Source organism: Paeniglutamicibacter gangotriensis Lz1y (genome assembly GCF_000348945.1).
Taxonomy (GTDB): Bacteria; Actinomycetota; Actinomycetes; order Actinomycetales; family Micrococcaceae; genus Paeniglutamicibacter; species Paeniglutamicibacter gangotriensis.
Genome location: NZ_AOCK01000003.1, coordinates 47,158 through 73,039 on the forward strand (window position 1 = coordinate 47,158; position 25,882 = coordinate 73,039).

Here is a 25,882-nt window from a genome sequence, read left to right on the forward strand (position 1 = left end):
GTGGCGCCTTGGTATCGTGCTCCGCGCAAGCGATACCGGCCCACGGAACCCAGTTGGTTTTCCCGACTTCGCAGCTGCCCCGGGCACGTCACGGAACTAAATCCCGTTGAGACTTCCATGTGCCCACAAGAATCGCCCCCCATAGCCTTCGCCATCAAGTTCCTACATACAGAGATTCCTCGGCACCCTGTGCAGGGAGCCGGGGAATCTCACTCAAATCGAGCCTCGCAGTCCGAGGCACTAGATGTCGGTGCCCGTGAGGTATGCAAGCAAACGACGACGACACGACCAACCAGCCCCATCACGCCGCGGCGGGTGTGGTGGACATGCTGGTGAATCTTCAGGTGCTCCCGTCGGTTCCAAGATGCGCCGTGACGTCACGGCGATCCGCACTTCGGGGCAGCGATATCGCCTACGCAGGTGGCGGGCCAATCCCCGGAACCGACATCCAGGCAGATACCCCGGTTCCGAGCTACAGCCGAGGGTCCAACGGCTCGGACTCGAGAGCAAGGACCCCGAAGACCATCTGGTGAATCTTCCACATCGGTGCTCCGGAGGCTGTCAGCCGCAAAGATTCAAGCCCCAAAATGTACTCTTGCAGGGCCCGATTGCGTTTCCTGTCCGTGGCACGCTGGCGCAGACGCTCAAGGTTTCCATCTTCGAGGTAGTCAGGTCCGTAAATCAACCGCAGGTACTCCCTGCCGCGTACCTTGATACCCGGCTGCACCAGGCCGCGCTTCGCGCGGGTGAGGTTCTGCCAGGGCTTGACCACCATGCCTTCAGAGCCGGCAGCGGTCATCTCCTCCCACCAGCGCACCGCGGCGTCAATGTCGGCGTCTTGGTTCAGATCCACGCTCAGGTTTCTGGTGGTGGCGAACAGCTCGGGTCCGGCCGCGGCGAGTCTGTCGCTGATCTCCAGGTGCCAGCCGTGGTCCCGGGTTTCAAAGCTTTGTCCCTCGGCTGCCAACACCTGGAAGGCAGCGAAGCGCAGCTCGTTATCCGAGCCGACATAGCGTCGGTAGGATTCCCGGAACGCTTTGGCATTGGTGTGGCGTGTCCGGGTACGTGAGAGCAATCCTTCGACGTCAATACCGCTGTTGGCTGCCTGTTCAAGCACTGCCACGGATGCGTCCGTCGCGGCAATGGCCGAGGCGGCCATCGAGGCGTACGTGTCCTTGATCAAGGATTCGGCCTTCAACGACCACGGCATCAGCTCGCCATCAAGCAGCACCCAGTCACTGTCCAACTCGTCCCACAACCCGGCGCGTTCCACGGCTTCGTGTGCCTGCTGCAGCACTCGGTGCTCGTGTTCCGCCGCCAGGAACTGGCGTCCGGTACGGGTGTGCAGCGCGCCCAGCCAACCCTCGGGTGCATCGAAGCGATCGGGGTTGCGGGACAGCAGCATCACGGCTCGCGATCCCATGTGTTTTTCTTCGCAGACCAGCTGCGTGACGCCCTGGCGCTTGTAGTACTCAAAAGCTTCCTGCGGATGCTCCAGGTAGCCGGGCTGTGTCGAGGACTCTGCAGGCGACATGGTCGGCGGCAAGTAGCACAACCACCGCGGGTCGATGGCAAACCTGCTCATGGTCTCCAACGCGCCGGCGGCCTGGGCCTCGTTGATCTTCACGGTTCCCAGGCCTTCGGCCTTGAGGAACTGCGCTCCGGAAACGTCCTTCATGGACAACACTCCGGGTTCGCGTTCCGGCCCGCGCGGAGATTCCAGCGGCCTTCCCGGTTCGCAGTACTGCTTCAGCGCCTGGACCTGTACGACTTCACGTTCGGGATAGCGCATGGCACTGAGCGCTCCCCCGAAGACGCAACCGGTATCCAGACAGGCGGTGTTGTTGATCCACGCCACCTCGGTGACGGCTGTGTGCCCGTAGAGCACCGCGGCGTCCCCGCGGTATTCGTTGGCCCACGGGTAGCGCACCGGCAGACCATACTCATCAACTTCACCTGTCACCTGTCCATAGAGGGCAAAGGCACGCACGCGTCTGGAGGCACGGCCGTGGTACTGCTGGATCAGCCCCGCATGGGCAATCACCAGTTTTCCCTCGTCCAGGACCAGGTGGGAAACCAGCTCATCGCAGAAGTCGGCGACCTTGCGGCCAAAGCCTTCCTCCTGCCCCGCCAGCTGGTCCATGGTTGCACCCAGCCCGTGGGTCAGTGCCACCTTGCGCCCGCGCAAGGCGCGCACCAACTTGTCCTCGTGGTTGCCCGGCACACACAGCGCATGGCCGTTGCCGACCATGCCCATGGCCAGCCGCAACACCCCGGCGGAGTCGGGTCCGCGGTCCACCAGGTCCCCGACAAAGATGACCCTGCGTCCTTGAGGATGCGCGGCATCCACTGCCCTGCCCTGTTCATCGCGCGCCACCTCGTAGCCGAGGGTCTCAAGCAGCAGCAACAGCTCGTCGAGGCAACCGTGGACATCCCCGATCACGTCGAAGGGCCCGTGCTGGTCGCGGAAGTCATTAAGCAGCTTGTGGCGGTGGACCACCGCGCTCTCGATCTCCTCCGCTGTGGAAAGCACATGGACCCGGGCAAAGCCCTCGCGGCGCATGCCACGCAGTGACTTGCGCAGCTGCCGGTGCTGTCGGTCAATCACCGCCGGTGCGATCGCACGATCTCCACGGCCCTCGTTGCGTTCCAGGCACAGCTTCACCGGCACATCCAGTACGATCGCGGAGATGAGCATGTCCTGTGCCCGGGCCACCTCCACCAGCTTCTCCCGGGCTGCGGACTGCACATTTGTGGCATCCACCACCGTCAACAGACCCGCTTCCAAACGTTTGGTCGCCACGAAGTTCAAGGCTTCGAAGGCCGCCGGGGTCACCGATTGGTCGTTCACGTCGTTGCCGACCAGCCCACGGAAGTAGTCGCTGGAAAGCACCTCGAATTCCCCAAAGTGCTTGGCCGCGAAGTGGGACTTGCCCGAACCCGAGACACCGACCAGCAACACCAACCCGACCTCTGGGATCTGGATTTCGTTCATGCTCCCACCTTTTCGAAGATTGCCATTTGGGTGGGTGGCCCGGCTTTGGCCGCTTCCTCGCCCACGGGACGGTATTCGACGTCATAGCCATGGCGTTGCGCCACCGCCTGCGCCCACCGGGCGAACTCGGCCCGCGTCCATTCAAAGCGGTGGTCATCGTGACGCATGGTTCCGGCGGCCAGGTTCGGGTACAGGTGGTTGTATTCGGAGTTCGGGGTTGTCACGATCACGTGGCGCGGAGCCGCGGCGGCAAAGATCGAATCCTCCAACGCCGCAAGCCGGCTTGGCTCGATATGTTCAATGACTTCCATCAGCACCGCGGCGTCAAAGCCCGCGATCCGCTGATCGCGGTACAACACGGAGCTGTGCAGCAACGTGATCCGGTCCTTGTCGGAGTCGGCGAGTTCATCGAGGTTCATGGTCCTGGCCGCTTGTTCCAGCGACCGCACCGAGACATCGGTACCGAGGATCTTGGTGAAGAACCTGTCCTTGCGCATCCGGTGCAGCAGTGCACCCGGTCCCGATCCCACATCGACCACCTGGTGGGCGCCGCAATCCTTGAGCGCGGCCATGACCGCCTCGGCACGTTGCACCCGCAACGGAGTTGCCCCGCCTTCCTGGGCTTGGGCCGGCGCCAGCGCATCAGGTGTGGAGTCCGAGGTTTCCGCGGCGATCCGGGTGTCGACGGCGGCTACCAGGTCCTTCTGGTGCGCGAGGTACCGATGGGAAATCAGTGCACGCTCCGGATGGTCGGGCAACCAACCCTCGCCCTGGCGCACCAGCTTCTGAGCTTCATCGTCGCTGACCCAATAATGCTTGCTGTCATCGAGCACCGGCAGCAATACGTAGAGCTGTCGCAGGGCCAGATGCAGGGGCACCGTGCCGGTGAGCACCAGCTGGCTGTAGCGCGAGTCCTCCCACAAGGGGTAGGCATCGTCCAGGGCAATGGGGCGTTGCTCGATTCTCCAGCCCAACGGGGCGAACAGCCGCTGGGCCAGATCGTGGCCGTCGCGGCCGCGGGTGGAGATCACCGGCACTTCGAGGCGCAGCGGCAGCGGTGTGGTGGCCAGTTCCGGGTAGGTCTCGCTGGTGGTAGTCATGGCGCTGCGCAGCACCTTGCCCAGGGCCACGCTCAACAGGCTGGAGGCCGTGTACGGCCGATCATTGATGTAGTAGTCAAGCACCCCGTTGTCGCCACGGAAACGCTTGCTGCGGACCAGTCCGATGGCATCGACTTCCAGCAGCAGGGCCGCGGTGGTCCGTTCCGGCGAATACTCCGGGTAGAACACGTGGGCTTTGCCGACCGAAAGCTCGAAGGTCTGCAGTCTGCCGGGATGCTTGCGCAGCAAATGGGAGAGGGCCGTGGCATCGATTTGGGAGCCGCTCTCCGGTTCCAGTGTGATGCTGATCAGCAACGTCTCTCCTTCAAGAACTCCTGGCAATCAAATGCCTACTAGGCCTTTTCGAAGAAAACTACGCTAAAAGCCGCGTCGCGGAGGGCTCGGAAACAGCGCGCCGCCACGGTAGACGATGCGTGACTTCGTTTTCTGGTCAGGCAGCGTCGAGCGGCTTCACCCCGTGGGTATTGTTCTTGAGCCCTCGGGCGAGGTCGTACTTCGTCTGCATGGCGAGCCATCCTCGAGCCAATCCCCCGCCCCGGCCCGCTCCAACCACACGGCCAGGCTCGGGCCGATGTCGGCGTGCTCGTTGATCACACGGCCCAGCGTCGCGCGGGAGACGTCAATCCTGAGGGCTGCCTCCGCAACGGTGGGCTTGAGCTCAACGAGCACGTCTACACGCATGATCTCTCCTGGGCACGGAGGGGACTTCACCATGGGTCAATTCCGTCAGGGGTAGCCCTGGCAGTCAACGAGTCCAACGTCTTGACCGATACATCGGAACGTCAAACGCCAGTTGCCGTTGTCCCCGCGCGATAGGTACCCGGCAGGGGCGCCCTTCAGCACACGCCAGCAGAACGCGGCAATAGCCAGGCCGCCCGCCGTTTGCACAACATCGAGCGCTCCCCGGATGCGGGCGGGCTTCGTGCCGTGGGCTGGCGGTACGCCCCTCATGGAATGCTCACGGTAGAGCAATTCCAATCCCTTGTGCCGGAGAACGCTTTGTCAAAACAAGTGACAACTGACTAGGGGCGCAACATGATTTTTCCAACGCGGCCCGGCGCGAAGTTTGCCTGGGTTGCGGCACCTGCTTCTTCTAAGGAGAAGATAGCTTCAACGGGAAGAGTCAAATCACCGGCACCAAGGTGCTTGAAGAGTTCACCCATCAGCTCACGACGCTTTTCGGCGGGCATTGAGGCGCTCACTTTGCTTCCCCAGAACCCACGGATGGTGACCTGTTTGAAGATCACAGCCCCGGAACCGATTTCCATCACCGGAGACTGCATGGCCCCGAACACCACAAGGGTGCCATTTTCGGCAAGCAGCGAGAGCACCTCTCCGCTTGCGCTGCCACCAACGGAGTCAACACCGGCGATAATTGGTGCGCCGGCTGCGATGGCATGAACCTGATCGACCCAGCCTTCGGTGTCAGTGGCAACAATGTTGCCAATTCCCTGGGCCGAAAGTTCCTCGACGCCGGCGCTTCGGCGGACCAACCCAATGACATTGATGCCGCGTGCTGCAGCTAGCTGCGCAACCAGGCGTCCAACAGCACCGTTTGCAGCGTTCTGTACAAGCCAGTCACCCTCTTCGAGGTTCAAGGACTCCACCAGGCTGATGGCGCTGAAAGGCATTGACACGAGCTGGGCAGCAACCTCATCGGGGATTGCCTCGGCGACCGGGATGAGTGCGGCAGCCTTGGCGATGAAGTATTCGGCCCAAACACCAAAGGTGCCGCCCGTTGCCACTCGCTGACCAATTTCAAGGCCGGTGACCCCTTCACCCATAGCATCGACGATTCCAACTGCTTCGGAACCCGAGCGGGCCGGGAATTCGGGTTTGAAACCGTAGCTGCCGCGTATGGTCCACAAATCGTGGTTGTGGATGGGCGAAAGCAGCGTGCGGACGCGAACTTCGCCGGGGCCGGGATCCGGAACTGGGATGTTCTCGATGGTCAGGACCTCTGCTGGGTCACCGAATTCGCTATGCATTAGTGCACGCATGATGCTCTCAATCGTTTGTTTTTTAGGCGCTTCGTTTGAAGCTGCCAAGAAAAGGTTGTGGTCTTGAGGCAAGTCTTGCTTGCCTGTCCTGGGCGGTCCTAGGAGTGTGTCCTAGCCCGCGAGCGGACCTAGTCGTCGGTGACGTTCACGATGACTTCGATGTTGCCGCGGGTCGCATTCGAGTACGGGCAAACCTTGTGTGCTGCATCGGCCAACGCTCGCGCTTGTTCGTGCGCCATCCCTGGGATAACAACTTCGAGCGTGACAGCAAGAATGAAGCCGCCTTCCCCGTTGGGCAGCACACCGACTCGGCTGCCTACAGATGTATCGGTGAGGGTGAGCTTCTGGGTGCGTGCAACCATTTGCAGCGCCGAGTGGAAGCAAGCGGCATAGCCTGCGGCGAAGAGCTCTTCCGGGTTCGCACCGTTCCCCGCGCCACCCATTTCTTTGGGAATCGCCAGGTCCAGATCGATAGTGCCAGATGTCGTGGAGACGCGACCGTTGCGGCCGGCTCCCGTTGACAAAGCTTCGGCTGTGTAAATGGCAGTCATGAGTTACGACCTTTCGACAGGAGGATTTTCAGGCGCGGGTGCGCTGGCTAGATTGGTTGCTACATTGCGCAGCAGTGAGAGCGCAGAGTTGCTATCGGCAAGAGTGAGCTTGGTTGCCTCCGCAACGCATCCAGGAATATGAGCTAATTCCTTGCGCAAGGCGGTACCGGATTCGGTCATGGAGACGATTACCGTGCGTTCGTCATCCACTGAGCGTTCCTTTGTCAGGAAGCCCCTTGCCTCTAATCTTCGGATCAGGGGTGAGGTTGTGCCCGAATCCAGCTTCAGGTGCTCGGCAACATCCTTCACGGACAGCGACCGATGTGTCCATAGCAATACGAGCACCAGGTATTGCGGATACGTCAGCCCCCACGGCTTGAGCAGTGATACATAACAGCGGTTTGTGGCACGTGCTGCAGCATAAAGTGCAAAGCAAATCATCTGATCGAGTGGATCAGATTCATCGTTGGGGACGCCTCGGCTGTCGTTCATACAATAAGGCTTGCACACATGTAACTTGTGCACAAGCTAAATAGCGTGACGTTGGCATCAAGGCTCAGGGCTCGCTACCCAAAATGAACTAAAAAAATTCCCCGGTTCCTTTGACAGGAACCGGGGAATTTCAATCAAACCTAGTGCTAAAAATTAGCGACGCAGGCCGAGGCGTTCGATCAGCGTACGGTAACGCTGGATGTCGGCGCCCTTGAGGTACGCAAGCATACGACGACGACGACCAACCAGGGCCATCAGGCCGCGGCGGGTGTGGTGATCATGCTTGTGCATCTTCAGGTGCTCCGTCAGATCCAGGATGCGACGTGACATCACGGCGATCTGAACCTCGGGGGAACCGGTATCGCCTTCGCTGATGGCGTAGGCCTTCATGATTTCCTGCTTGATAGCGGCGTCTAATGCCACAATAACTCCTAGAGTTGTACCGCGTTTCAAAAACACCGTCACCGGCAGGTGCACTCGCAACCGCGGACTGCAGCGGGCACCGCAGATCAGTCTAGCAAACGGATGTGCACCCTGGCACGCGCGGAGACGCAGAGCACATGCATCGCTGCCTGCAGATACCCATTCACTCCATATCGCCGCATGCGATGATCCGGCCGATTCCTGTTGATTTGTCTGGCTTCTCTGGCCACCTGCCCCTTGGATGCCTAGGGTGAAGGCATGAAAGTAAGCCCAAGGGGTCCACAATCCGAAGATCAGGCTGCTCTCAAGCCCACGGGACGGAGCATGGATCCTTCTCGTCAAAACGCCGGGCCCCGACCCTCGATTGGGCCGGACCGGTAGCCATGCAGGCCTCTGACGAGTTCAGTGAAGGTCAACTCAATCCCGCCAACGCACCGATCCCCGGTGTCGACAAACCAACGGGCGGACTGATCGCCAACCTGCCGCCGGCTTCCTTTTCTTTTGTGATGGCCACCGGAATAGTCTCGACCGGTCTGGAGCTTTACGGGGCAGCATTGCCGTCGCTGGTGCTTTTCATCATTGCCGTTCTCGCCGGCATCGTGCTCGCCGCAGCCACCCTGATGCGCTTGATCGGGACGTTCGGCCTGGTGATGCGCGATATCCGCAGTCCCGGTCGTGCCTTCGGGTTCTTCACGATCGTGGCGGCCGCCAACGTGCTTGGCGCACGATTTGAGATGTACGGCTGGATCACGATGGCCCTGGCGATGGCCATCTTGGGCGCCGTCGTGTGGGTGGTGCTGAACTACACGCTGCCAACGGAATTGCTGGTGGCGGAGCGCAAAACCCCCATGATCGCGGAAATCAACGGCAGCTGGTTTTTGTGGGTGGTGGGAACCCAGTCCGTTGCCGTGGCGGCAGCCATGGTGGCCCGCCTGGGCGGATCGGCGCTGCTGGGTGCAGCTGCCGTCGGGCTGTGGGGCGTCGGGGTGATGCTCTATCTGCTTGTGGCCACCCTTGTCACGATACGGCTGCTCACCCACCCGGTGGACCCCGCGTCCCTGAGCCCCACCTACTGGATCTACATGGGTGCCACGGCCATCTCCGTGCTGGCCGGATCGCGGATCCTGCTGCTTGACGCCACGATGCCCATCATGGAAACCGCGACGCCGGTTGTTGCCGGAATCAGCTTCATCCTGTGGGCCCTGGGTCTGTGGTGGATCCCGCTGTTGATCCTCTTCGGGATCTGGCGGCACGTGCTGCGGCACCGCCCGTTACGCTATGAAATCAGCCTGTGGAGCATCGTCTTCCCGCTAGGCATGTACGCCACCGCCAGCATGCTCTTTGGCGGTGTCGAAGGACTGGACTTCATGGTGGGCCTGGGTCGGATCATCATTTGGGTGGCGCTGCTCGCCTGGCTGGCATCCTCCCTCGCCATGGCCCATGCTGCATTCTCCTGGCTACGCCGTCGCCGCGACCTCCGTGGAGCGAGACCGGGCCCTTCTTCGCCCTGAAATCATGGGTCCGGCCCCGCGGAGATCACCTGATTCGCGCGCTGCCCAACGTCACTTTCGGCGGCGCGGAATCGTGTCGACTTTGTCCCAGCCGCGCCTATGCGCCCGCGAACCCTCATGTGCATCGCGGCTGCGATACACGATGTACGGGCGGAAGAGGTAGCCCAGAGGGGCCGTGAACACATGCACCAGACGGGTGAAGGGCCACAAGGCGAACAGCGCGATGGCGGCAATGGCATGGAACTGGAAGCTCAGCGGAGCGCCGACCATCAGCTCGGGCTGCGGGTTGAAATAGAAGATGCCGCGGAACCAGATGGACACACCCTCCCGGTAGTTGTAATCACCCACCGCTCCGGTGGCGGTGTTCAGCAGGCCGCCCAAGATCACGATTCCGAGCATGAAGTACATGACCTTGTCCATCACGGTGGTTGCCCCCATCACCGCCTTGGTGAAGCGGCGCCGGTAGAGCAGGCCAATGAATCCCACAATGGTGAAGATCCCCGCGACGGCACCCACGGAGATCGCCATGAAGTGGTACATCGAATGCGAGATCCCTGCCGCATCCGTCCAGGTTTGCGGGATGCCCAGGCCCATGACATGGCCGAGAAAGACCGCCAGGATGCCGAAGTGGAACATCGGGTTGGCCCAGCGCAGGATGCTGCTCTCATACATCTGGCTTGAGCGCGAGGTCCACCCGAACTTGTCATAGCGGTAGCGCCAGATGTGTCCCAAGATAAAGATCGTCAAGCAGATGTAGGGAAAAATCAGCCACAGGAAAATATCGAATCCGTTGTCCATCACATGCCTCCTTGGATCGGTGCCAAATCCGGGACTCCATAAGTGTCTAGGCCAACTTGTTCATCCGCGGGGCCTTCGGCAATGAGCCGTGCCACCGCTTCATGGTCCTTGCCCTTCAGTGGCGGAAGCGTGGCACAGACCGATTCGATGGCCCCCGACCACGGCGAGCCGGTCTCGCGCAGGTGAAGGCGCAGCAGTTCCAGGCCTGCCCGATTGTCCAGGATGATCTTCAGACCCGCCTTGGCATCGGTGAGCGCGCCGAACTCCAGGACCACGCAGAGGTGATCCGGCAGCTGCTCCGGGGCCAACTCCACCCCGGCCCGGGCGTAGACCTGTTTGATGCGCAGCAGCGCCAGGCCCCGCTTTCTGGTCTCGCCGTTGGAGAAGTAGGTCAAGAACAGGCAGCCGCGCCGGCGGGTGTCGAAGGTGTCAACATATTGGCTTTGTGTCGCCCCCACGCCGGGCCGGCGCAGGTACTGAATCGTTTCCAGCAGCCCGGCTCCGATGGTGGCCGGCAGGGATGCGGCGACCTCCTCGAGCAGGTCCAGGCGCGAGAGCAGCTGCTCGTCGGGATAGTCCAGCAGGATGGAGGCGCACTGCCACGCGTGGGTGATGTCCTCCGGGGAATACTTCAGCGCCGGGACCTTGGGTGTCATGGGGTCTCTCCCGGGGCCGGGGGCGTACCGGGGAACAAACCTGTCGGAGTGCCCTGGCCGTTCCAGTTCAGCAGGTTAATCCGTACCCCTTCGGGGCGTCCCGGGACCTCCGGTCCCCCGGTTCCTGGCTCGTCACCAAAGGAATCGTCCATGCCACCCATCCCGCCCATGCCAGGCCCTCCCTCGACGTTCAACGAGCAGTCGGTGGCGATGTTTTCCAGCTTGTGGGCATCCTCGTAGTGGGCCGCAGGGATCACGTAGCGCTCGTCGTACTTGGCGATCGCCAGCAGCCGGTACATGTCCTGGATCTGTTGCCCGGTCATCCCCACCGCCTCGGCGATGGACTCCTGCGGTTCCCAGCCCATGTTGATGTCGCGCATGTACGAGCGCATCGCGGCGAGCTTGTGCAGGACCTTGTCCACCGGCACGGTGTCCCCGGCGGTGAACAACCCCGCCAGGTATTCGATCGGGATCCGCAGCTGGTCGATGGCGGCAAACAGGTTCTCCTGCTTTTCCCCGTCTTGGCCGGTCTCGGTGACTGCGTCCACCACCGGGGACAGCGGCGGGATGTACCAGACCATCGGCATGGTCCGGTATTCGGGGTGCAGCGGCAGGGCCACCTTGAATTCATTGATCAAGGCCCAAATCGGCGAGCGCTGGGCGGCTTCCACCCAGTCATCGGGAATGCCAGCCAACTTCGCTTCGTAGATAACCTTTGGATCCTTGGGATCCAGGAACACGCCGCGCTGGGCTTCGTACAGGCCGTGTTCGTCGGTGGTGGACGCCGCCTCCAGCACCTTGTCCGCGTCATAGAGCATCAGTCCCAGGTAGCGCAGGCGCCCCACACAGGTCTCGGAGCAGATGGTGGGCTGGCCGATCTCAATGCGCGGGTAGCAGAAGGTGCATTTCTCGACCTTGCCGGTTTTGTGGTTGAAATACATTTTCTTGTACGGGCAGCCACCCACGCACTGGCGCCAGCCCCGGCAGCGGTCCTGGTCCACCAGCACGATCCCGTCTTCCTCGCGCTTGTAGATGGCCCCGGTGGGACAGGCAGCGACGCAGGCCGGGTTCAGGCAGTGCTCGCAGATGCGCGGCAGGTAGAACATGAAGGTTTGTTCGTATTCGAACTTGATCTTGTCCCCGACCTGCTTCAGGATCGGGTCGTTGTGGGTGTTTTGGGTGGATCCGGCCAGATCGTCGTCCCAGTTCGAGGACCAGGTGATCTTGGTGTTTTCTCCGGTGAGCAACGACTTGGGCCGGGCCACCGGCATGTGGGCCTGGGCCGGGGCAGTGGTGAGGTTCTCGTAGTCGTAGGTCCACGGCTCGTAGTAGTCCTTGATGCCCGGCAGGTTGGGGGCCGCGAAGATCGTCGCCAGGTTCTTCAGCCGCCCTCCGGCCTTGAGCTTGATCCGGCCGCGCTTGGTCAGCGTCCAGCCGCCCTTCCACTTGTCCTGGTCCTCATAGGTGCGCGGGTACCCTTGCCCGGGACGCGTCTCCACGTTGTTGAACCAGACGTGCTCCGCCCCTGACTTGTTGGTCCAGACCTGCTTGCACGTGACCGAGCAGGTGTGGCAGCCAATACATTTGTCTAGGTTCATCACCATCGCCATTTGAGCCATGACACGCATCAGTACTGAACCTCCTGGTTGCGGCGGCGAATCACTGTGACTTCGTCGCGTTGGTTTCCCGTGGGCCCCATGTAGTTGAAGGCGTAGGTCTGTTGGGCGTAGCCGCCGATCATATGCGTGGGTTTGATCATCAGCCGGGTCAACGAGTTGTGGTTGCCTCCGCGCTGGCCGCTGGTCTCCGAGAGCGGCATATCGATCAGTCGGTCCTGGGAGTGATACATGTACACGGTCCCCTCCGGCATCCGGTGCGAGACGATGGCCCGGGCGGTGACGGTGCCGTTGCGGTTCACCGCCTCGATCCATTCGTTGTCCTTCACCCCGATCTTCTCCGCATCGATCGGGCTCATCCAGATCCCCGGCCCGCCCCTGAACAGCGAGAGCATGAATAAGTTGTCCTGGTATTCCGAGTGGATGGACCATTTGTTGTGTGGGGTCAGGTAGCGCACGGTGATGCCCGCCGCCGAGGTCGACCCGATTGCCGGTTCATCGAACAGCGCGGTCATATCCAGTGGCGGACGGAAGATCGGCAGCGATTCGCCCAGCTCGGTCATCCAGTCATGATCCAGGTAGAAATGCATGCGTCCGGTGAGCGTGTGCCAGGGCTTGAGGCGTTCGACGTTGATAGTGAAGGGCGAATACCGCCGGCCCCCGGATTCGGAACCCGACCATTCCGGGGAGGTGATCACCGGTACCGGCCCACGTTGGGTGTCTTCGAAGGTGATGCGTTTGCCCTCATGCTCCGAGGCCAGGTCATGCAGCTTGGTCCCGGTGCGTTTCTCCAAGGTCTTGAAACCTTGGGTTGCCAGGCGCCCGTTGGTGGTGCCCGAAAGCATCAGGATCATCTCGCAGGCCTGGATGTCCTTGAGGATGTCGGGACGCCCGTGGGCCACACCGCCGCGCACGGTCCCGTTCTTCTTCTTGAGTTCTTCGATTTCCGGGCCCAGCTCATAGGTGATGCCCTTGGTGGTGGCACCCAGGGTGTCCAGTAGCGGCCCGACCGCGCGCATCTTGTCTGCGATGGCGGTGTAGTCCCGCTCGATCTCAACGATCTTGGGCATGGTAACCCCGGGCTCTGGCTCGCATTCACCGTATTTCCAGTCGCGCACCTTTCCGTGCGGGGCGGCCATCGCATCGGGGGTGTCGTGGGTCAGCGGCACCGCAACGACGTCGGTCTGTGTGCCCAGGTGGTCCACCGCGAGCTTGCTGAAGACCCGGGAGATCTCCTGCCAGGCGTCCCAGTCGGTGCGCGAGAGCCAGGGTGGGGAGATCGCGGGGTTGAAGGAGTTCACAAACGGGTGCATGTCGGTGGTGGAGAGGTCGTGTTTCTCATACCAGGTGGCAGCCGGCAGCACGATGTCCGAGTGCAGGGTCGAACTGGTCATCCGGAAATCCAGGGTGGTCAGCAGATCAAGCTTGCCAATGGGCGCTTCCTGATGCCATTTCACTTCCTTGGGCCGGAAGCGTTCGGCGGTTTCCTTCGCCGTGATGGTGTGTGATGCCCCCAGCAGGTGGTTCAGGAAATATTCGTTGCCCTTGGCCGAGGACCCGATCAGGTTTGAGCGCCATAGCGAGAGCACCCGGGGGTAGTTCTCTTGCGCATCCGGATCCTCCGCAGCGAAATTCAGGTTCCCCGCCTTGAGCTCATCCACCACGTAGTCCTTGGCCGACTGGCCTTTCTCCCGCGCCTGGGCACCGATCACCAGCGGGTTGCGGTCAAAGGTGGGATAGGAGGGCATCCAGCCCAGGCGGGCTGACTGGGCAATGACATCTGCCATCGTCTTGCCCGCCAGCTGGCCCTTGCCGGTTTGCGCGGTCAACGCGTCGGCCCCGAACTGGTCGTAGCGGAACTGGTCGGTGTGCAAATACCAGTACGCGGTCTGGACCATGTTGCGCGGCGGGCGCATCCAGTCCAGGGCGTTGGCCAGCTGGGTGTAGCCGGTGAGCGGGCGGACCTTTTCCTGGCCCACGTAGTGGGCCCAGCCGCCCCCGTTCACGCCCTGGCAGCCGGTGATCGTGGTCAGGGTCAAAAATGTGCGGTAAATGGTGTCCGAATGGAACCAGTGGTTGGTTCCGGCGCCCATCAGGATCATGGAGCGGCCCGTGGAATCCTGGGCGTTCTGCGCGAACTCCCGGGCGATCTTCTCCGCCGAGGCGGCCTTCACCCCGGTGATTCTTTCCTGCCAGGCCGGAGTGTTCGGCGAGTTGGCGTCGTCATAGCCGGTGGGCCACTCACCGGGCAGCCCGGGACGCCCTACCCCGTACTGGGCCAATAGCAGATCAAAGACCGTGGTCACCAGTCGGCCTGCGACCCTGCGTGCAGGGACCCCGCGGCGGATGACACCGATGTTGCCCTGCCCCGCATCAAAGCGCGGCATTTCCACCGGCACGTTTTCATCGGCACTCTCAAGCAGCGTGAGTTTGGGGTCGATTTCCCCCAGATCCAGGTTCCATTTGCCGTTGCCGGTTTCACCGTAGCGGTGGCCCAGCGTGCCCGGGGGCACGACCAGCTGGTTGGTGGCCGCATCCACCAGCACCGTCTTGAAGGCGGCGTTTTCTTCCTCAGGCGCGATCTCATCGGTCAGGTCCGCCGCGGTGAGGAACTTTCCGGCGGTGAAGGTCCGCTCCCCGGCAGCATCCCGGGCCTCGTCCAGGGCCTCGTCCAGGGTGACCAGGAAGGGCAGATCGGTGTACTTCTTCACGTAGTTGGTGAAGTAGGGGGTCTGTTTCTCGACGTGGAATTCCTTGAGGATCACATGGCCCATGGCCATGGCCAGGGCGCCATCGGTGCCCGGCTCGGCGGGCAGCCACTCATCGGCGAACTTGGTACTGTCGGCAAAGTCCGGCGAGACCACCACCACCTTCTGTCCCCGGTAACGAGCCTCGATCATCCAGTGCGCATCGGGGGTCCGGGTCACCGGGACATTGGTTCCCCAGATGATCAGGTACCCGGCATCCCACCAATCCCCGGATTCCGGGACGTCGGTCTGGTCCCCGAACACCTGCGGAGAGGCCACGGGCATGTCCGCATACCAGTCGTAGAAGCTGAGCATGGACCCGCCGATGAGGTTCACAAAGCGTGCCCCCGAGGCATGGGAGACCATCGACATTGCCGGGATCGGCGAGAAGCCCGCCACCCGGTCCGGCCCCCATTTGCGGATGGTGTGCACATGCGCCGCAGCGACGATCTCAATGGCCTCGTCCCAGCTGGCACGCACCAGACCGCCCTTGCCGCGGGCACGCTTGTACTTCGCCGCGCGTTCGGGATCCTCGGTGACATCAGCCCACGCCAGCACCGGGTCCTGGAGCCGCGATTTGGCTTCGCGGTACATTTCCAGCAGCACCCCGCGGATGTAGGGATAACGCGTGCGGGTAGGCGAGTAGGTGTACCAGGAGAAAGAAGCGCCGCGTGGGCAGCCGCGCGGCTCGTATTCCGGTTTGTCAGGTCCGGTGGTGGGGTAATCGACGGCCTGGGTTTCCCAGGTGATGATGCCGTCCTTGACGTACACGTTCCATGAGCAGGATCCCGTGCAGTTCACCCCGTGCGTCGAGCGGACCACCTTGTCGTGGCTCCAGCGATCGCGGTGGAACGCATCCCCGGTGCGTCCTCCGACCTTGAGCAGGGACCGCCCATCGGGGGACACCACCTCTTTGGGAGTAAAGAATCTTCGTGTTTTAATCAGCGCGTCGGTCAGGCCGGAGTTCATGCTGGTGCCCATGTTGATCCTTCTCCCCCGGCGCCGAAACGCCGGAATGAATCAGTGCCCATGTCCGAACCCGTTTGGCCAATACCGCTGCAACCGAATCCGGAGCCTCAAAGTCCACTCACGCTAACACGAAAAGTTGAGACTACCATCACATTTGGGTCGGCGAAGGGGTCACCAAGATCGGAAAATACGCAGTCCTTATCCGTCAAAACGGTTCAGGGAACGTTTTCCCCTGACGACGGCGTGAAGACAATACCGGTGCGTGGGACATCCAACCGTCGAGGGTTTCCCCACGCCGGTCCGGGAAGCCCTCGGTGCGTCCGGTGCTTCAGTGCCCGGTGCCTGACATGTGGGGACAGCGGGTGGCTAGGCTGCGCGCAGCCGGGCCCGCCAGGCATGGGTCAGGTATGGCAAAGCGAACGGCTCCCCCGGGGTGTGGCCCAGGTGGTCGTAGAGGTACCAAGAGAGGTTGTGCTCCACCCGTGCCCGGGTAGCTGCCCCGGCACGCAGGTAGTAGCTGCGGGACTTGGCCAGCTCGATGACCTGCTCGGGGCTCATCGGCAGTTCCCAGGTCCACGATCCGGATTCGGGGGTGTGGAATTCGGGACCCAGCGGCGGGACGAAGTCCGGGCGGTGTACATCCCCGGCATGCATGATCCGGGCCAGCCGGTGCACCCAGGGCACCGAGACATCAAATTGATTCCATACCAACGCCAACTGACCATGCGGACGCAGCACCCTCGCGGCCTCTGCACTGGCAGCCTTGGGATCCACCCAATGCCAGGCCTGGGCGTAAGTGATCACATCGGTGCTGGATTCTTCCAGCCCGGTCTCTTCACCGGTCCCGGCCTTGTCCTGGACCTCGGGTAGGCGAACCCGCAGCACCTCGAGCATGTCGCTCGAGGGTTCCACGGCAGTGACGTTCAGCCCCAGGGCCAGCAGCTGTGCGGTGAAAATCCCGGTGCCGGCTCCCACGTCCACGGCATCGCGTGCCGCGGCGGGCAGCATGAAGGCCAGCGCCGCATCGGGGTAGTTCGGGCGCACTGCATCGTAGTGGGCGCCGCCGACCTTGAAGGCAGTCGCCAGCTCGCGGCGGCGTGTTGAATCCATGGTGAAGGCGCGGGAGGGTAAACCGGGAACGGGCCGCGGGGCCCGGTCTCCGGTATTGGGGGCCGAGTCAGGCATCGAGCAAGACGGTTCGGGTGCGCTCAACGTCCTCGCGCATCTGTTCGATCAGGGCTTCGACGCCCCGGTAGGCCACCATGGGTCGCAAGTGCTCGACGAATTCCACGATGATCTGCTGGCCATAGAGGTCGAAGTCCTCCACGCCCTCGTGCGGGCGGTCGATCACATGGGCCTCGACCTGCCGGCTGACGCCCTCGAAGGTGGGGTTCGAGCCCACGGAAATGGCTGCGGGCCAGCGCACCTGCGCCTCATCGACCAGCCATCCGGCGTATACGCCGTCGGCCGGGATGATGCCCGAGGCTGTGGGGTCGAGGTTTGCGGTGGGGAAACCTAGCTCGCGCCCGCGTGCCGCCCCATGCACCACTTCGCCGCGCATGCGGTGCGGCCGGCCCAGGATCTGAGCGGCGGTGGCAACTTCCCCGCGGTTCAATGCCTCGCGTACCCAGGTCGAGGACCATCGGCGGTGCTCCCCCACGTCCTCGATGCCAATGACCTCAAAACCATATTGCTTGCCCAGGGCGACCATCACGTTGAAGTCCCCGGAATTCTCGCGGCCGAAGCGTACGTCGTGGCCCACCACCACGGCACAGGCGTTCAGGGCGCCGACGATAACCTTGGCAACAAATTCTTCGGCGGTGGCCCGGGCGAAATCAAGGGTGTAACGAATCATCAGCAGGCCGTCGAGGTCTTCCTCGGCCAGGGTCTCGATGCGGTCTTCCAGGCCCATGATCAGCTCGGGGGCATCATCGGGGCGGTGCACCTGCGCCGGGTGCGGGTCGAAGCTGATGGCCACGGCCTTGGCGTGGCGTTCGGCCGCCGTGGCTACGACCGCGGAGAGCACCTCGCGATGCCCGCGGTGGACTCCGTCGAAGTTGCCGATAGTCACTACCGAGGGGCCAATGCCGGGCGGGACGGCTTCAAGGCCTTTCCAATAGTGCACGTTGCTCCTTCAAATCGAGGTTGTCGCTACCGTTTTGAACACGGCCATAACCATTATGGACGACAAAGACACCAACCACCGATTTTTACCTCAAACATCACGCCATCGGGGCCGGAGCGCCCGTAGGATGAGCGCAGGGCCGCATCCCCGGCCCCCGAACCCCAAGGAGCATTCGATGGCCGACCTCAATGAACTGCTGAACCTGATCCCGTTGGACCAGCTGGGTGCCAAGCTCGGTGTTGATGCCGACACCGCGCGTGCCACCGCAGCGACAGCCCTTCCCTCGTTGCTTGCCGGGCTGCAGAACAACGCAGCATCCCCCGACGGCGCCGACGCCCTCTCGGCCGCCATCAAGCAGCATGACGCCACCTTCCTGGACGGCGGGGTGGACATCGATGCGGTGGACACCGATGACGGGCAGAAGATCGTGCAGCATGCCTTGGGCGAGAACCAATCCGCTTTGGCCGCCCGGCTCAGCGGTGCGGCGCCTGCCGGTGTCGATTTGGGCGCCCTGGTGCAGAAGGCATTGCCGATTCTGGCCCCGGTGGTGATGGCTTTCCTGGCCAAGAAGGTCTCCGCATCTTCCGGCGGCCTGGGCGGCATGCTGGGAGGTCTGCTCGGGGGCCAACAGGGTGGCGCGGGCAGCCAGGGCCCAGGAGGCCTTGACCTTGGAGGGATTCTGGGCGGGCTATTCGGTGGGGGCGGCACCGCCCAGCAGCAACAGCAACAAGGCCAGGCACCCGGAGGTTTGGACCTGGGTGGAATCCTCGGCGGGCTCTTCGGCAAGAAGTAGCGGCGCCCCGAAGCACACGAGCCGGGTTTCCTTGTCCCCGTCCATTGGGCGCAGTGGCAAGGAAACCCGGATCGTATGGATCTCTGCTTAGGCGCTACGCCTGAGCTTCGGCGGGCATCCGGTGCTTGTGCAACCACCAGATGCCGATCAACGGCAGCACCAGCGGCACGTAGCCGTAGCCGGAGCCGAAGTGCGACCACACCGCCGGGTGAGCGAAGAGCACCGGCAGCACGAAACTCAGCGTGCCAACCACCAGCACACCGATCAGCTCGAACCAGACCGCATACCAAGACAGCTTCCAGCTGCCTGGCTTTTTGGAGGCCATCGCGAGCGTCGCGACGATGTAGACGATCCCTGCCAGGGCGCTGAGCAGGTAGGCCAGCGGGGCCGCGGAGAAATCCAGAAGGATCTGGTAGACAGCCCTTACCGTGGACGAGAGTGCCAGCACCCCGTAGACGGCGATGATGATCCGGCCCAGGCCCGAGGATCGACCCCCGTTGGAGCGTGCAGGTTTCTTCCCCGACTCGCGTGAGGCTGCATCGACGATGCGCGAACGCTTCACCTGGTTTTTTCCGTGCTCGCTCATGCCGGCAACGCCCCGTCCCAAATCTGTTCCATCCTGAACAACATCACAAAGACGATGGCCCCGGAGACCGCCAGCACCGTGTTCGACCATCGCGACTTATCGGTCACCGCCCAGATAAAGGCCAGGGCGGGAATCAGCAGGGCGGTGAGCAGGTAGCCCCAGAATTCCCAAGGTTCCCCGTTGATCGTTTGTCCCCCGGCCTGCCGGATGGCCGCGGCGATCCCGTAGACCACCAGGAACACCTCCAGCAGGGCCACGGACACCAGCGCAAAGTCATCGGGGTAGTCCCGCATGATGGTGGCAAGCACACCCAGCAACACGGCCAGCGCGCACAGGATGACCCCGGCTATGAAGAATCCGTCAACGATCACGGCGGAAGTTACCCCTTAACGTTTTTTGTTGTTGTTACTGTCCATACTCGTCTCCATCCTTAGGAGGCGGGAGTAAACACCAGTTCGGGCCTGGCATTTTCGCCCTTGTTTTTTAGCAGCGCCACCAGCGATCCATCCGGGGCAAACGCCGCGGTGGTCTCCTCGCTCTGGTTCACACCGATCCGACGGCCAAAGGAAAGCTCGGAACGTTCGTGCTCGCTCAAATCCCGGCGTGGGAACAAGGCGTCTGCCGCATCTTCCATCGGCAGGTACTCGAAGTCCTGGGCCAACTGTTCCAAGGTGCGTGCCCGATTCAAGGTGTAGGGTCCGACCTCGGTGCGGCGCAGCGCGGTCAGGTGCCCACCCACGGCCAGGTCTTCGCCCAGGTCACGGGCCAACGCGCGGATGTAGGTGCCCGAGGAGCATTCGACGGTCACGTCGATGTCTTGGACCTTGCCGCCGCGTTCGCGGCGGATCTGATGGATCTCAAAGCGGTGGATGGTCACCGGGCGGGCGGCAAGCTTCACTTCTTCCCCGGCACGCACGCGTGCGTAGGAGCGTTCCCCGTTGACCTTGATGGCGCTCACGGAGGAGGGCACCTGCTCGATCGGCCCGGTGAGTTTGGCGACCGATTCACGGATTTGTTCCTCGGTGAGTGCCGCGGCGATCCGTGCCTGCACCAGCTCGCCCTCGGCGTCGTCGGTGATCGTTGACTCGCCTAGGCGAATGGTCGCGGTGTAGGTCTTGTTGGCGCCCACGATGTAGGTCAGCAGGCGCGTGGCCTTGTTGATGCCCAGCACCAGCACACCGGTGGCCATCGGGTCCAAGGTGCCAGCGTGGCCGACCTTGCGGGTTCCTGCCAGCCGGCGCGTGCGTCCGACCACGTCATGGCTCGTCCAACCCTGTGGTTTGTCGACGATGACAAGGCCTGAGCCTATGGGATCCGTGGGGTTCTGCGACGCTGTTTTCACGCCCTCCAGTATAGGCCGGTTCCCTGAAAGCTTTTTCCTTGCTCTATTCCACGGAGGCCGACGTTTGGTGTTTGTTGGACAGCACTCGACATGGTTCTCGGGCCAGCTCCGTGCGGCACCCACCCGAATCCGGCAAGCAGGCATTGACTCGCCGGGGTTCCGGCTCCTACGGTCGGGACCAGGTCGGGCGGATAAGTGGAGAGGAAAATCATGGGTGGGCGTGAACGCACCGTGCTCTGGGTGGCCATCCTTGCCTCCTTCGTGGCCTTCTTGGATGGTTCGATCGTCAACGTTGCCTTGCCTGCCATTGCCCGGGACCTGGGTGGCGGGCTCACCACCCAGCAGTGGGTCCTTGACGGTTACCTGCTCACGCTCGGTTCCCTGATCCTGCTGGCAGGAAGCCTCTCGGATGTCTTCGGCCGGGTGCGGATCCTGCGCATCGGACTCCTCTTCTTCGGCGTTGCTTCGCTCCTGTGTGCCGCGGCACCTTCCGGGACGGTGCTGGTCATCGCCCGACTGCTGCAGGGCGCCGCGGCTGCACTGTTGGTCCCCAGTTCGTTGTCATTGATCACCGCCACTTTCGACGAGGGGCCGCGTGCCCGAGCCATCGGGCAGTGGACCGCGTGGACGGGGACGGCGTTTGTTGCAGGTCCGCTGCTTGGCGGGCTTTTGGTTGACACGGTTTCCTGGCGCCTGGTTTTTGCCATTAATATCCTGCCGATCGCTGCCACCTTGCTGCTGTTGTCCCGGTTGCGCGACCCCGGCAGATCCGGTTCCCGGACACCGCTGGACATTCCCGGGGCCCTGTTGGCGGCCTTTGGGCTGGCCGGAACCGTCTTTGCCCTGATCATTCAGGGCGGGTGGGGCTGGGACAGCCCGGTGGTCTATCTGCCATTCACGGTGGGCCTGTTGCTTCTTGCCCTCTTGATCCGGCGCGAGCGTTCGACACCGCATCCGATGATGCCGTTGCACCTGTTCCGGGAGAGGAATTTCGGGATCGGGAATCTGTCCACCGCGGCGTTCTATGCCGGCATTTCGTTGGGGACCTTCATCATCCCGGTCTTCCTGCAGGAAGCCGCTGGCTTCACCGCGTTTGCCGCAGGAATGGCAACAATCCCGCTGACACTCATGTCGTTGGTCTTCTCCGCGCTCTTCGGGACGTTGTCGGGCAAGTACGGGCCGCGGTTGTTCATGTCCGCGGGCCCGGTGCTGGCGGGAGCGGGGTTTTTGTTGATGCTCGCCGCCGCCGACCCGCTGGACTACTGGTGGCAGATCCTCCCGGGCGTGGTGGTGTTCGGCCTTGGCCTGGCGGTGACGGTTGCCCCGCTGACCGCAGCCGTCCTCGGCGCGGTCACCCCTGCTCAAAGCGGGATCGGTTCGGCCATCAACAACGCGGTGTCCAGGGTTGCCGGGCTGCTGGCCATTGCCTCCCTGGGGCTGGTCACCGGTCCGGTGCTGGACCACGGTGCTTTTCACCGCGTGGTGCTGCTGGCGGCGCTGCTCATGTTCGTCTCCGGCATCGTCTCAGCCTTGGGCATCAGCAACACCAGGCACGCGGCGGCCCCGCCCATCCCTCCGGAGGCCACTGCCGCTTGCCACGACCGCGTGATACCTGACTGACCTGTTCCGTGGGCTCACCGCACCATCCACTAAGACTCGGCGGACGGCAGCCTTACCGCGGATAACGTTCCGCGAGCATTTTAGGTGAGGCAAACACTACCGTTCGCATGTCAACTTTTTTCAACGCCTTGCCTCAGGGCTGCAGGTTGAAAGCGACAATTACCGGCATGAAATGGTCTCTAGCGAATTTGTCCGAACACGACTCTTCAGTGATTCATTTGCTCCGACCATGCACCGGTCTAGCGTTCACCGGTGGTACTCCCACTTCGTGGATAGTGTGGCCGTTGCAGGCAGACTTAGTAACGTTGGCCCGCTCGATACGCGACACGGTAAACCATCGCATCGCGTTGCGCAGTCGACACCACCCAACCAGATACCACTTGCCGTTCGCGGAGGCAAACAGCACTGGTTCAACCTCGCGGGTGGTCGTGGCGCCGTCTCCCGAGGTGTAGCGAATACGGATTACCCGCTGCTCAACCATCGCTTCTTCCAGCGCCGACCGCATGGCGCGCGAAGGTGAGGGAGCCCCATTGACCCAGACGCGGCGGGCCAGCTCGTCGGCCCTAGCTCGGGTTCTGGGATCGAGGACGTCCATGATCTTCTGGATGCCGGCCGCTGCCAGATCGGCGTAAGGGGCATCGGGTGCAGCGGACACAGCGGCCATGAGCGCCACGGCCTGGGCCGGGGACAAATTGACAGGCGGCAGGGACGCGCCGACGGCCATTCCGTAGCCACCGCCCGGGCCTGGGCGCGACCATAGAGGCACACCGCTGTTCTCTAACGCATCGAGGTCCCTCTTGACCGTGCGGACAGATACCTCGAACTCTTGCGCCAACCGATCGGCGGAGACTCCCCGAGCACCGCTGCGGCGCAACATCTCGGATAGCGCATGGAGCCGTTCGGATCGCTTCACAGTTCAGACCCCAACGAATTCATGACATAAATAGTGACACACTATTGTCCGTGACGCCTGCGAGAGTAGCGACATGACAATAACTGCCACTAGTCCGCCCATCATTCTCATCGCCGGCCACTGGCTGGGCGACTGGGCATGGGATGAAGTCCTTGAACACCTAAAAACCGATCCCTCTTATACAATCGCGATGACGCTGCCTGGTCTTGACGGGAAGGATCCAGAACGCGCTTCGAAGACTCTCGACGACCAGGCAGAAGCGATCCTCGGCGTCATTTCTGACCACGGAAACCAGCCCGCTATTCTCGTCGCCCACAGTGGGGCTAACGCCCCCGTCAGCCTCGTGATTGACCGGCACCCCGAGCTTGTCCGCCGGGTGGTGTGGGTCGATTCCGGCCCTGTGGCGGCGGGCAGCATCGTCGCCCCCGATTTCCCAGATGAGTCCAAGGAGTTGCCGCTGCCGTCGTTCGATGCGCTCGCGCAGCAGGCGAGCCTCGAAGGCCTGAGCGCAGAGGTCCTCGAGCGTTTTCGGGTCATGGCCGTCCCCGAGCCCGGGCCAGTGCTTCGTCAGCCGGTCGAGCTCACGAACGAGGCCCGCCACAACGTCCCGACCACCCTCGTGTGCTGCTCGATCTCAAGCGGACAGGTGATGGAGCTGGTCCAAGCAGGCCATCCCATGTTTGCCGAAGTCGCGAACCTCGAATACTTCGACTGCATTGACCTCCCCACAGGGCACTGGCCCATGTGGAGCCGTCCTCTCGACCTCGCCCAGATCATTGACGCAGCGACCTCACTAGACAACTAGACCGCAAGCAACGGGAGAGAGTTAGCTAAATGTGGCTGGCCTTCTCCCGCTTCCGAAGCGGATCCTAGTCAAGCCCAAGTGCGGCTCTAGCCCAACGCCGCTGGTTAGAAACCGCTGGCCTTGCTAGCGATGAAGGATGACCGTCGAAAACGACGGTTGTCCCCAGTAACCATCATGGTCCCGGCAGCTGACCTGGGCGTGGCTCTTTGCACCTCCCCAACGTGAAACCAATTCTTTGAGGGGAGTAAGCCAAACATCGGGTAGCTTTCGATTCTCCTTTCAGAGCTATTGAATTAAGAAGTCTCTTAATCGCAACATCATGCGCATTTTCTCGGGCGGCGGCAGACGGCAGACGGCAGACTGGCCCACACCACCTTTCGCGAGCATTTTCACTGAGGCACGCACTTCCATTGACTTCGCTGTCTGCTAGTTCTAGCGTTCTCCTTATCCGGTCTTGGGGCCGGAGACGTATGTGTTGGGCAAAGTGCAGCTGGGGCACCAAAACCCTCATCCCGTATTCACGGCATCCACTCGCAAAATTCATCATTCACGCACGTTGACCCGTCCGTGCTGCCTGCCATCAACATCGATTGACGCGCGGCTAGTTCCCTGTTGTTCCGGGCCACCTGGCGGGATGAAGCGAGTCAGTCCAATGATTCACGCACCGCACATTCCTGCGCTGCTCCCGGTTCTTTTGACTAGGACAACCCATCATGAAGTTTCGCGTATTCGCGGCCGTTGCCGCGGCTTCGGCCCTGACGGTGACACTCGGCGTCGCCCCAGCCCAGGCACACAACAACAAGCGCCACCATCACCCGCCGGCAATCACCAACGTGAAGATCCTCGCCGAAGGTCTCGGCGGACCGCTCAAGGTAGCCTTCGGCCCGCACGGGAACATTCTCGTGGCCGAGTCCATGGCCGGAATGATCACCTCGGTTTCTCCCTCCGGCAAGAAGAAGACGCTGGTCTCGGCGCCGGGCAAGGAAATCGTCGGGCTTTCCTACGCCCGCGGCACCACGAACTACTTTGAGAACGCGGGATCCGACGGCTCCGAACCGGCACCGGGACTCACCCCGGCGTTGTTGAAGAAGATCGATCACCGGGGCAAAACCCGCACCGTCACCGACATGTCCAGGTTCGAGAAGGAGCACGATCCCGACGGCAAGACCGTCTACGGGGTCCGCGACGTCTCCAAGAGCTGCCTGGCCCAGTCCCCGGAGCTGCAGTCAAAGGGTGAGCTTTACTCCCACCCGTACTCCAGCGTCCCGGCACGCAACGGCCTGTACGTCGGGGACTCCGGAGCCAACGCCATCCTGCACGTGAACAACCACGGCAAGGTCTCCCTGGTCAAGACGGTCCCGGCCGAACCCATCCTCATCACCAAGGCCGTGCAGACCGCAGGTGCCGAGGCGGGCATGGACATTCCCGATTGCATGGTCGGCCACAAGTATTGGGCCCAGCCTGTTCCCACCGACATCACCATCAAGGGCAGCTGGCTCTACTACACCGTGCTGCCGGGGGTACCGGGCGAATCCATGTCGGTCGGCAAGGTCTACAAGATGAGTTTGCACTCCAAGAAGACCTATACCGTAGCCACGGGCCTGAACGCACCCACCGGCATCGCACTTGATAGCAAGGGCAGCGTGTATGTGGCCCAGCTCTTCGGCGAAGGTGTCGCAAAAATTGTGCGGGGCAAAGCCGTGACAGTGCTCCCGGCGGTCATGGCCAGCGATGTAGCCATCCATGGCCACAGGCTGATTGCCAGCTCCGAGGCCCTCATGCCTTCGGGGAAGCTGGTGACCGCACGCATCAGGTAATT

At 62.5% G+C, this 25,882-nt stretch carries 22 protein-coding genes and 1 pseudogene; 5 read left to right on the forward strand and 18 right to left on the reverse strand.

The annotated features are described in order from the left end of the window. Positions 1-240: 240 nt before the first annotated feature. The 8 genes and pseudogenes from ADIAG_RS21360 to rpsO form a co-directional block, all read right to left on the reverse strand. A pseudogene (locus tag ADIAG_RS21360) lies at positions 241-399 on the reverse strand (30S ribosomal protein S15); the annotation flags it as partial. A gap of 73 nt (positions 400-472) precedes the next feature. Then, a complete protein-coding gene (locus tag ADIAG_RS05525) occupies positions 473-2,995 on the reverse strand; it encodes a polynucleotide kinase-phosphatase (protein WP_007270338.1) in 2,523 nt (840 codons plus the stop codon). After that, a complete protein-coding gene (locus ADIAG_RS05530) occupies positions 2,992-4,410 on the reverse strand; it encodes a 3' terminal RNA ribose 2'-O-methyltransferase Hen1 (RefSeq protein ID WP_007270339.1) in 1,419 nt (472 codons plus the stop codon). The genes ADIAG_RS05525 and ADIAG_RS05530 overlap by 4 nt, the downstream gene beginning before the upstream one ends. A 156-nt stretch (positions 4,411-4,566) precedes the next feature. After that, a complete protein-coding gene (locus ADIAG_RS05535; RefSeq protein ID WP_007270340.1) occupies positions 4,567-4,797 on the reverse strand; it encodes a helix-turn-helix domain-containing protein in 231 nt (76 codons plus the stop codon). A 341-nt stretch (positions 4,798-5,138) separates the two neighbouring features. Further along, on the reverse strand, positions 5,139-6,116 hold the full coding sequence (locus tag ADIAG_RS05540) for a zinc-binding dehydrogenase (RefSeq protein WP_007270341.1): 978 nt from the start codon (positions 6,114-6,116) through the stop codon (positions 5,139-5,141). 128 nt (positions 6,117-6,244) lie between these two features. After that, on the reverse strand, positions 6,245-6,667 hold the full coding sequence (locus ADIAG_RS05545; protein ID WP_007270342.1) for an organic hydroperoxide resistance protein: 423 nt from the start codon (positions 6,665-6,667) through the stop codon (positions 6,245-6,247). A gap of 3 nt (positions 6,668-6,670) precedes the next feature. Further along, positions 6,671-7,159 (reverse strand): MarR family winged helix-turn-helix transcriptional regulator, encoded by a 489-nt coding sequence (locus ADIAG_RS05550; RefSeq protein ID WP_043473665.1) that lies wholly within the window; start codon positions 7,157-7,159, stop codon positions 6,671-6,673. A 153-nt stretch (positions 7,160-7,312) separates the two neighbouring features. After that, entirely contained in the window at positions 7,313-7,582 is a 270-nt protein-coding gene (gene rpsO, locus ADIAG_RS05555) for a 30S ribosomal protein S15 (protein WP_007270344.1), read from the reverse strand. A 383-nt stretch (positions 7,583-7,965) separates the two neighbouring features. Here rpsO and ADIAG_RS05560 point away from each other — a divergent pair, with 383 nt between their 5' ends. Continuing rightward, complete coding sequence (locus tag ADIAG_RS05560; RefSeq protein WP_007270345.1) at positions 7,966-9,093, forward strand: tellurite resistance/C4-dicarboxylate transporter family protein; 1,128 nt, start codon at positions 7,966-7,968, stop codon at positions 9,091-9,093. A gap of 51 nt (positions 9,094-9,144) precedes the next feature. On the opposite strand, the gene narI is transcribed toward ADIAG_RS05560, so the two are convergent. From narI to ADIAG_RS05590, 6 genes are all read right to left on the reverse strand, one after another. After that, positions 9,145-9,891 carry a respiratory nitrate reductase subunit gamma gene (narI, locus tag ADIAG_RS05565; RefSeq protein WP_007270346.1) on the reverse strand — a complete coding sequence of 249 codons (747 nt, stop codon included), beginning with the start codon at positions 9,889-9,891 and terminating at the stop codon, positions 9,145-9,147. Further along, positions 9,891-10,547: a nitrate reductase molybdenum cofactor assembly chaperone gene (gene narJ, locus ADIAG_RS05570; protein ID WP_007270347.1), complete on the reverse strand. Its 657-nt coding sequence runs from the start codon at positions 10,545-10,547 to the stop codon at positions 9,891-9,893. Before narJ ends, narI begins: the two co-directional genes overlap by 1 nt. After that, the gene (gene narH, locus ADIAG_RS05575; RefSeq protein ID WP_007270348.1) at positions 10,544-12,175 is read right to left on the reverse strand and encodes a nitrate reductase subunit beta; all 1,632 of its coding nucleotides are present in this window, start codon (positions 12,173-12,175) and stop codon (positions 10,544-10,546) included. The genes narJ and narH overlap by 4 nt, the downstream gene beginning before the upstream one ends. After that, entirely contained in the window at positions 12,175-15,891 is a 3,717-nt protein-coding gene (locus tag ADIAG_RS05580) for a nitrate reductase subunit alpha (RefSeq protein WP_007270349.1), read from the reverse strand. The genes narH and ADIAG_RS05580 overlap by 1 nt, the downstream gene beginning before the upstream one ends. Positions 15,892-16,245: 354 nt before the next feature. Beyond that, the gene (locus ADIAG_RS05585; RefSeq protein WP_043473756.1) at positions 16,246-16,989 is read right to left on the reverse strand and encodes a class I SAM-dependent methyltransferase; all 744 of its coding nucleotides are present in this window, start codon (positions 16,987-16,989) and stop codon (positions 16,246-16,248) included. Between the two features lie 67 nt (positions 16,990-17,056). After that, the gene (locus ADIAG_RS05590; RefSeq protein ID WP_007270351.1) at positions 17,057-18,004 is read right to left on the reverse strand and encodes a bifunctional riboflavin kinase/FAD synthetase; all 948 of its coding nucleotides are present in this window, start codon (positions 18,002-18,004) and stop codon (positions 17,057-17,059) included. Positions 18,005-18,179: 175 nt separating this feature from the next. On the opposite strand from ADIAG_RS05590, the gene ADIAG_RS22360 reads away from it, so the two are divergent. After that, entirely contained in the window at positions 18,180-18,797 is a 618-nt protein-coding gene (locus ADIAG_RS22360; protein ID WP_007270352.1) for a DUF937 domain-containing protein, read from the forward strand. Between the two features lie 94 nt (positions 18,798-18,891). On the opposite strand, the gene ADIAG_RS05600 is transcribed toward ADIAG_RS22360, so the two are convergent. From ADIAG_RS05600 to truB, 3 genes are read right to left on the reverse strand one after another with little or no spacing between them, the layout of a single operon-like run. Continuing rightward, entirely contained in the window at positions 18,892-19,383 is a 492-nt protein-coding gene (locus ADIAG_RS05600) for a hypothetical protein (protein WP_007270353.1), read from the reverse strand. Then, positions 19,380-19,754: a hypothetical protein gene (locus ADIAG_RS05605; RefSeq protein ID WP_007270354.1), complete on the reverse strand. Its 375-nt coding sequence runs from the start codon at positions 19,752-19,754 to the stop codon at positions 19,380-19,382. Before ADIAG_RS05605 ends, ADIAG_RS05600 begins: the two co-directional genes overlap by 4 nt. A gap of 59 nt (positions 19,755-19,813) precedes the next feature. Then, positions 19,814-20,692 carry a tRNA pseudouridine(55) synthase TruB gene (gene truB / locus ADIAG_RS05610; RefSeq protein ID WP_043473758.1) on the reverse strand — a complete coding sequence of 293 codons (879 nt, stop codon included), beginning with the start codon at positions 20,690-20,692 and terminating at the stop codon, positions 19,814-19,816. A gap of 243 nt (positions 20,693-20,935) precedes the next feature. Between truB and ADIAG_RS05615 the strand changes: the two genes are divergently transcribed. Further along, complete coding sequence (locus tag ADIAG_RS05615; protein WP_007270356.1) at positions 20,936-22,345, forward strand: MFS transporter; 1,410 nt, start codon at positions 20,936-20,938, stop codon at positions 22,343-22,345. 214 nt (positions 22,346-22,559) lie between these two features. Here the strand turns inward: ADIAG_RS05615 and ADIAG_RS05620 are convergent, their stop codons facing one another. Next, positions 22,560-23,258: a helix-turn-helix transcriptional regulator gene (locus ADIAG_RS05620; RefSeq protein WP_043473667.1), complete on the reverse strand. Its 699-nt coding sequence runs from the start codon at positions 23,256-23,258 to the stop codon at positions 22,560-22,562. Positions 23,259-23,331: 73 nt separating this feature from the next. Here ADIAG_RS05620 and ADIAG_RS05625 point away from each other — a divergent pair, with 73 nt between their 5' ends. Continuing rightward, complete coding sequence (locus tag ADIAG_RS05625) at positions 23,332-24,063, forward strand: alpha/beta fold hydrolase (RefSeq protein ID WP_007270358.1); 732 nt, start codon at positions 23,332-23,334, stop codon at positions 24,061-24,063. A 713-nt stretch (positions 24,064-24,776) separates the two neighbouring features. Further along, a complete protein-coding gene (locus ADIAG_RS05630; RefSeq protein ID WP_007270359.1) occupies positions 24,777-25,880 on the forward strand; it encodes a ScyD/ScyE family protein in 1,104 nt (367 codons plus the stop codon). Positions 25,881-25,882 lie beyond the last annotated feature (2 nt).